We start from the raw sequence: 7,281 nt of genomic DNA on the forward strand, positions 1-7,281 counted from the left end.
TATATGAATGCCAGGACAGAGGTGGCTACAGAAATCCCTCGCTGACGTTCTATTTCCATAAAATCTGAAGTCGCCCCTTTCTTGATCTTGTTGCTCTTTACGGCTCCGGCTTCCTGTATGGCACCACCAAAAAGCAATAACTTTTCTGTCAGTGTCGTTTTACCCGCATCGGGGTGGGAGATAATCGCAAAGGTTCTTCTAAAAGATATATCATGCAACAGTGAAGCGTTAGACATCGAATCAATTCTTCTTGTTTATATACGCGAGGATGCAGCAAAGTTGGCCATTGGCCCTCTAGCACAATCACCCAGCGTTAAGTTAATCGTAATTGGTGGGTATTTTCACCGATCTGGACTTTATAAACAATCAAAGCTTGGCTTTTCTCTGGTACCGCCAAGCCAAATAACGGCAATGCTAGCAAGGCCACAGACGCAAAACTCAAGTCTGAATTTACCTTAAATTGCTCCAAGCCAGTGATTTACTCCAATTTGTTGCAAACCACTTGGTGTGCTTAGGCTGAGTCAAACTTGCCTAACCGACGGTTAAAGTACAAGTCAGTGCGAATCAACCAAGCACAAGCTAGCGAAAACATCTCCTCGATTAACCGACTGAATATTTGGCGAAAAAAGACCGCTATGAAACCGAGAAAGGCGCCCGAAGACGCCTTTACCTAAAAATAAGAAATAACTTACTAGCGGATCACAATAAACAAAGAGCCACCGCGGCGCTGCACTTGCAATAGCACTGCCGAATCACTTAATTGCAAGGCTTGCTGCATATCGTCGAGGTTTTTCACGCGACGTTTATTCACCGCAACAATTAAATCGTTACTGCGTAAACCACTGTAAGCGGCCGCAGAATTAGGTGCAAGCTGAGTAACTCTTACTCCTTCAGCTTGTTCGTCGTTCTGTAGTTGCACCCCTTCTAGAAGCTGATGAATATTGCTATCCACTTGGCTAACCCCGCTGGGTTCGCCCACCTTAACTTCAAAATCACGTTGCTTGCCATCACGAATCACCGTTAAATCGATGCTTTCCCCGATGGCTTTTACTGAAATCTGGCTACGTAACTGACCGGTAGACTTAGTGCTTTGTCCATCAACGCTGATAATAATATCGCCGGCTTTTAAGCCCGCATCGTCGGCCGGAGAATCGTCCAGTACATTGGTCACCAGCACCCCACCCATGCCGTTTTCTAACTCAAAGGCTTGGCGAAGATCGGCGGTAATATCTTGAATACCTACACCAATTTGACCGCGTTTTACCTCACCATGCTTAATGATTTGCTGCATGCTGACCTTGGCCATATTACTAGGAATGGCAAAGCCAATGCCCACGTTACCGCCAGAAGGCGCAATAATGGCCGTGTTAATGCCCACCAACTCACCGGCTAGGTTTACTAAAGCACCACCAGAGTTACCGGGATTAATTGAGGCATCGGTTTGAATGTAGTTCTCATACCCTTCAATGCCTAGGCCAGTACGCCCTAGGGCACTCACCACACCCGTGGTGACGGTTTGGCCCAAACCAAAGGGGTTACCAATGGCAACCACGAAGTCACCCACCTCTAACTGGCCAGAGTCGGCGATCTTCACCTCAACTAGATCTTCGGCAGGAATCGACAAGATAGCGATATCTAGCTCGGGATCAGAGCCCAACACTTCAGCTTTGAAGCTGCGACCATCGGCTAGCGAAACTTGTACTTCATCGGCGCCTTTAATCACATGGTAATTAGTCATCACTACGCCTTCATCGGCGTCAACAATTACTCCCGAACCAGCGCTTTGCTGGCGCTTCTGCGGTTGCTGGGGTTGCTGTTGTTGTTCAGGCACATTAAAAAAGTGTCTAAAGAAAGGGTCGTTTAATAAGGGATTCTGTCGCGCTGCTTTGGTGGAGTAAGTCGATATATTGACCACCGCCGGGTGGACCCGTTTGATCATCGGCGATAATGAAGGGAAGGCCTTACCTTCCGCGGTAACATTGGGTAATGCAGCAAAGCTTGGACTTACCCATAGTAGGCAAAGAAGTAAGCTAAAAAAGCTGATCTTATGGCGCATAAACTGATCTTCCTGTTATGGTTAAACTCTAACATAAAGGCTAGAGGCACAGCGTGCCTCTAGCCGGTTTAAACCACAGTGGTATATCCAAATGCTGTCCTAACTCGGGTTCGGTAAGGCGCGACAAAACTATCTTTAGCGTTGTAGTTCACATGAGTTCCTTTCTTTTGAGCAGCACGCCCCTTTGCTGCACTACTTTGGATAGAGTGTTTATCTTGCTTAACTGAGCCACAACATTTCATACAAAACCTCCTTGATTAGCGAAGTGAAGTAAAAAATACAGTTAATAAAAGCATTTAGAGGGGGCCAAGCCCCCCCCACCGAGATTCTAAGCGGCCTTGTCATCATTGCTATCAAGCTGCTCAGCTTTGTGCTCAATCGCACTGGTCGATTGATTAATCGCGATAGTTTGCGGTTTCATCGCTTCAGGCAGCTCTTTAACAAGGTGAATGGTCAACAAACCGTTGCTTAGTTCAGCCTCTCTTACCTCGACATAGTCAGCCAAATTGAATTTTCGTTCAAAAGAGCGGTTGGCAATGCCTTGATAGAGATAATTGGCCGTATCTTTAGATGTTTTATTGCCCCGTATCGTTAACACCCCTTTTTCAACCTGAATGTCGAGCTCTTCTTGGCTAAACCCCGCCACAGCCAAACTAATGGCATATTGATTGTCTGCTTTAGACTCAATGTTGTAAGGGGGGTAAGCCGCGTTGGAATGCTCGCTAGCCAAGGCATGATTAATTAGCGATGCGAAACGATCGAAACCAATACTGCTACGATAAAGTGGTGATAAATCAACAGTGTTCATAATACATCCTCCAAAAGAAGCAACATAAAATAAAGCTATTAATCCCAGGCGGACTCTCCTGTGAGACGCCAGCCTGTAAGATCAAAATAAGGTCAATAGAAATGGATTCAAGGCTCAAATCAAAGTTTTTTATTGCTATTTTTTATAAAGAGAAAGGCGGATATAGCGTGAGGGAATAATTTAAAAACTAAAAAGGCTTAATAGCCAAACAAGCTGGCATTTAACCAGCGTATCTTAGCTTATAAGATGGAGTAAACAAGATGGCGGGCTTAACCACCATCTCTCAGACTTAACAAAACCAACTGGCTAGTCGGGAGTGTGTTGCTCCGTTTCTACACTTAACTCAAGCCAAGCCATCAGAATGCGGTAACTCACTGCCAGAACTACCGCACCTAAAAACAAACCAACAAAACCCGAGAGCAGCATACCGCCCAAGGAACCGATTAAAATCACCAGCATGGGCACGTCAACACCGCGCCCCAATAACAAGGGTTTGAGTAGGTTTTCACTAAAACCGGCTAGCACACTCCACACGGTAAACACCGTGGCAACTACTGGCGATTCGTGATTGAAAATATAAATTACGATGGGCAATACCACCAGCACTGGTGGCAATTGGGCTATCGCCAACACCAATACCAATACCGACCACAGCGCGGCTCCCGGCACTCCTACCGCAAAAAAGCCAATCGACAATAAAGCCGCTTGAATTACCGCTACCCCCAACACACCCTTAGCGACACTTTGAATGGTATTACTGGCCAAGCGGGTCAAGTAAGGGCCGTTGCTACCGGCTAAGGCGCTGGCCATTAAGGTAGCGCCCTTCACGGCTCTTTCGCCATTGGCCAGAAATACTCCGGCAATAATCACCGAGAAGCAAAATACCAATAACCCGCCCACCAATCCGGCAGCCATAGAAATCACACTGCCAGCCACATCACTGACATGACTGGCCAGCGAGCTTAAATAGCGCTCTAAGTCAGCGGCGGCCAAATCCCATTGATGGTAGAGTTTTTCACCCACAAAGGGCCACGCTTTAATCGAGTCTGAAGGCGGAGGTAGCTCAAAGCTACCCTGCTGAATCTTTTGCCCCAACACGGTTAAGCTATCCACCGCGGAGGTGGCCACTTTTACCCCAGGCAATAAAATAATCGTCAACAAAACAACCACAATAATAACCGCCGCCAAGCCACCGTGGCGAACCACTTGCTTAAGTTTTACATACAGCGGATTCAGTGCCACAGCTAAAATCATCGCCCATACCACGGGGGAGATAAACGGTCGCACAATATCGATACACCAGGCCGCTAATAAAAATAACGCGCCAATTTTAATCGCCGCTTCCACCGCGCCACGTTCAAAGTTCTTTTGATCAAACATATCCCTATTCTCTCGATGACTAAGAGCGAAGTTAAGCCTAAGCTCTTGATACTGCATTTGTATGACTGAATTTAAATAAATCAAGGCATTAGTTGAGAATACTATCAATCAGTAAACTTAGCCAAACGCCACCTCAACAAAAATCAAATTCCCCAGCTCACTACCAATACAGGCAAAGCGCCTCGCCAGTATAATTAATCGTTTGCTGTTGCTGCTGCAGTGGCTCTATCAGCACTACTTCAAAACGCCGCTGGGCTAACATGCCGCTAAACTGCCCTTGCCGAGCACTAATGGTTAAACAGCGCTGCTGCTCGTTCCAAGCAAATTGGATCTCACTATAGGCGCCCTGCTCATAGCGATAGCTGTCGCCTTCGTCTTCATATAAACAAAACTCACCATCGGCTCCGGCATACACCTCAATGGTGAGCGGATCGGCCGGAAGTTGGTCGTGATACTGTAGCTGCGGACCATGCGGAATAATCGCCCCCGCCTTGACCAATATTGGCATGCTGTCGATGGGCGTAGCCAAGGCAATGGTTTGGCCCCCTTGGTAACAGCATTTATCCCAATAGTCATACCAAGCAAAGCCCGCAGGCAACACTACTTGGCGCTCAGGGGAGAATAGCTTAGTTTGTTGTAAGCTCATTGCTGGGTGCTGCCAGCTTAAACTGCATTTCGAAGAGCCTTGCCAGTGAGCATATTCCACTCGCAAACTGTATTGCTGGCCGGCCTCTAGCTGGCAACTGGCCTTATGATTGGTTTGGGCTTGCTTTTGCCAACTATCGATAAGCACTTGGTCATTTAAATAGAGACGAACCCCGTCATTAGCATGTAATAACCAGTGGTATTCTCCACTCACCGGCGCTTGAAAACGCGCCTGCCACGACACACTGTAAGCGCTTAAGGGCAAACCGGCTGGCGGCCCTCCCGCCCAGTTGCCATCAATGTTATCCACTCGCTGAGTCGACACCAATTGCTGCAAGGCATCATCAGAAAAATGTTGCTCTACTACCCCTGCTAAGCCGTCCTCGGTATATAAATCGGCAGCGCCAATTAACTGCTGCTGCAAATGCTGTTGATAGAACATCGGCTGCGTCACCGGACACACCATCAAGCTAGGGCCAAATAGATATTGGTCGCCAATATTATGTAACTGGGTTTGCTGTCTAAACTCAAAGGCCAACAGGCGCATGATGCTGCCACCATGCTGGGTAACTTGCCAGGCCTGCGAGTAAATGTAAGGCAATAAGCGATAACGTAAATGGTCAAATTTAAGCAGGGCATCAAAGGCCCAATCACCGGGCTCGCCAAACTGGTAAATTTCGCGTGGCGTATTCGCCCCATGAGAGCGAAACAGGGGACAAAAAGCACCAAACTGGAACCAGCGCACATACAGCTCTTTGTAGGCGTCATCGTCTACACCTTCAGGGAAGTTCGCGCCAAAACCACTGGTAAAGAAGCCGCCAATATCGGTAGTCCAATAGGGCAAGCCCGCGGCCGATAGGTTTAAGCCAGCAGCAATTTGCTGATGTAATACCTGCCAAGTAGCGCTAATATCACCCGACCAACAGGCGGCAGCGTAACGCTGTTGCCCTAAGAAGCTAGAGCGGCTTAGGGTAAAGACCCGCTTGTCTTCAGCGCCTTGGGCAATTTGTTGACGCTGTCCTTGATACACACCAGCGGTAGTCATTAAGGAATAACCGTTAAGCACCTGCTTCCACGGCCCTAATTCGGTATCGCGTTGCTGGTAACAAAACTGCACCCCGTCTTGCGGATTTTGCGTGGAAATAAACTCAGGCTCGGTGCCGTCCATCCACAGCGCATCTACTCCTAGATCCATTAAACCAGCTTTTACGTGTTGCCAATAAATATCGCGTGCGCCTTGGCTATAAGCATCGTAAATATGGCCATCGGCCCAATGCTCGGTTTCAAATAAATACTGCTTAGCCAACAATTCATTAAACACCGGGCTACCCTTGCCCACCACCGGCCAAATCGACACCATAAGTTTGAAATGCATATCATGAAGTTGCGCAATGGTAGTGGCGGCGTCGCCAAATACCTCAGCATCAAACTGCATCGCGCTCCAGCCCAAATCGCCCCAGTACTTCCAATCTTGCACAATGTTGTCGATGGGGATCTGTTTTTCTCGGTACTGTTTAGCGGTGGCTAGCAGCTCGGCGGCATCGACATAGCGCTCTTTACTCTGCCAATAACCATAGGCCCAGCGACCAAACAAAGGCGCTATGCCGGTGAGCTGACGATAATGAGCAATAATACGGTCGAATTCTGGCCCATATAAGCAATAAAACTCGATGCACTCACCCGCCTCACTGCTAAAACTAAACTGCTGCTCATGGCTGACAAACTCACTAAAGGCCAGCTGATTCCACAAAATGCCGTAACCCTTGGTGGACAACAACAAGGGCGCAGCGATGCCTTTGTTAGATTGGCATATAGCTTGGCGCTGACCGTGATAATTTACCACCCCGTCAGGATACTGCCCTAAGCCATAAAAGGCCTGCTGACCGGGGCTACTAAAACTCTGGCGAAAACCATCTTGAGCATGCTGGCTATTAAATTCGGGACGCTCGATATTGAGCAATAGCTCACCCGCTTGATTAAATAAACTCAAGCCTTGCTCGACGATGGCTAAACGCAGCTCTTGGCTGCAAAACTGCTCCGCAGACTGAGAGCTGGGTTGAATGCTGGTATGCGGCAATACTACCCATTCACTGCGCGCTGAGCGAGGCTGCAATTGCTCGGCGTGGGGAGCAATTCTACACTTCAGAATCCCCTCAGCAATATAACTGAGTTCAGCCACTCCGGGGCTGAGTAGGCCATCGCAATAAAGCTCGAAGGGAATATATTTTGCCGCCATAATTTACCTCATTACCAGCAGAGTAAACACGAAAGAAAGCGCCCAGCTAAGCCTTAGCCACAACGCCATTTACTTTACGAAACCAGAGATGTTGCCACCACAGTTTGCTACAATAAAGCCTGTCCCACCGATTAGGAAGCGCCAGTGAATCGCAAA

The 7,281-nt window shown here is 48.0% G+C and carries 6 protein-coding genes; all 6 read right to left on the reverse strand.

The genetic code is table 11. The features are described from left to right. The coding region (locus ACQY6Q_RS05890; protein ID WP_427979027.1) for a GTP-binding protein at positions 1 to 236 on the reverse strand (236 nt) is incomplete at its 3' end. A 77-nt stretch (positions 237 to 313) separates the two neighbouring features. Beyond that, positions 314 to 442 (reverse strand): hypothetical protein, encoded by a 129-nt coding sequence (locus ACQY6Q_RS05895; protein ID WP_427979029.1) that lies wholly within the window; start codon positions 440 to 442, stop codon positions 314 to 316. Between the two features lie 249 nt (positions 443 to 691). After that, positions 692 to 2,056, reverse strand: a complete 1,365-nt coding sequence (locus ACQY6Q_RS05900) for a DegQ family serine endoprotease (RefSeq protein WP_427979031.1) — start codon at positions 2,054 to 2,056, stop codon at positions 692 to 694. Positions 2,057 to 2,384: 328 nt separating this feature from the next. Next, the gene (locus ACQY6Q_RS05905; protein WP_427979034.1) at positions 2,385 to 2,864 is read right to left on the reverse strand and encodes an Hsp20 family protein; all 480 of its coding nucleotides are present in this window, start codon (positions 2,862 to 2,864) and stop codon (positions 2,385 to 2,387) included. Between the two features lie 306 nt (positions 2,865 to 3,170). Further along, on the reverse strand, positions 3,171 to 4,244 hold the full coding sequence (locus ACQY6Q_RS05910; protein ID WP_427979037.1) for an AI-2E family transporter: 1,074 nt from the start codon (positions 4,242 to 4,244) through the stop codon (positions 3,171 to 3,173). Positions 4,245 to 4,404: 160 nt separating this feature from the next. After that, positions 4,405 to 7,125 carry a TIM-barrel domain-containing protein gene (locus ACQY6Q_RS05915; protein WP_427979040.1) on the reverse strand — a complete coding sequence of 907 codons (2,721 nt, stop codon included), beginning with the start codon at positions 7,123 to 7,125 and terminating at the stop codon, positions 4,405 to 4,407. Between the last annotated feature and the right edge of the window lie 156 nt (positions 7,126 to 7,281).

The organism is Agarivorans sp. (genome assembly GCF_050295395.1).
Lineage (GTDB): Bacteria > Pseudomonadota > Gammaproteobacteria > Enterobacterales > Celerinatantimonadaceae > Agarivorans.

Excerpts from the sequence above, each read along its gene's own strand:
- ACQY6Q_RS05900 (WP_427979031.1), bottom strand. The coding sequence starts at position 2,056 with ATGCGCCATAAGATCAGCTTTTTTAGCTTACTTCTTTGCCTACTATGG.
- ACQY6Q_RS05905 (WP_427979034.1), bottom strand. The coding sequence starts at position 2,864 with ATGAACACTGTTGATTTATCACCACTTTATCGTAGCAGTATTGGTTTC.
- ACQY6Q_RS05910 (WP_427979037.1), bottom strand. The coding sequence starts at position 4,244 with ATGTTTGATCAAAAGAACTTTGAACGTGGCGCGGTGGAAGCGGCGATT.
- ACQY6Q_RS05915 (WP_427979040.1), bottom strand. The coding sequence starts at position 7,125 with ATGGCGGCAAAATATATTCCCTTCGAGCTTTATTGCGATGGCCTACTC.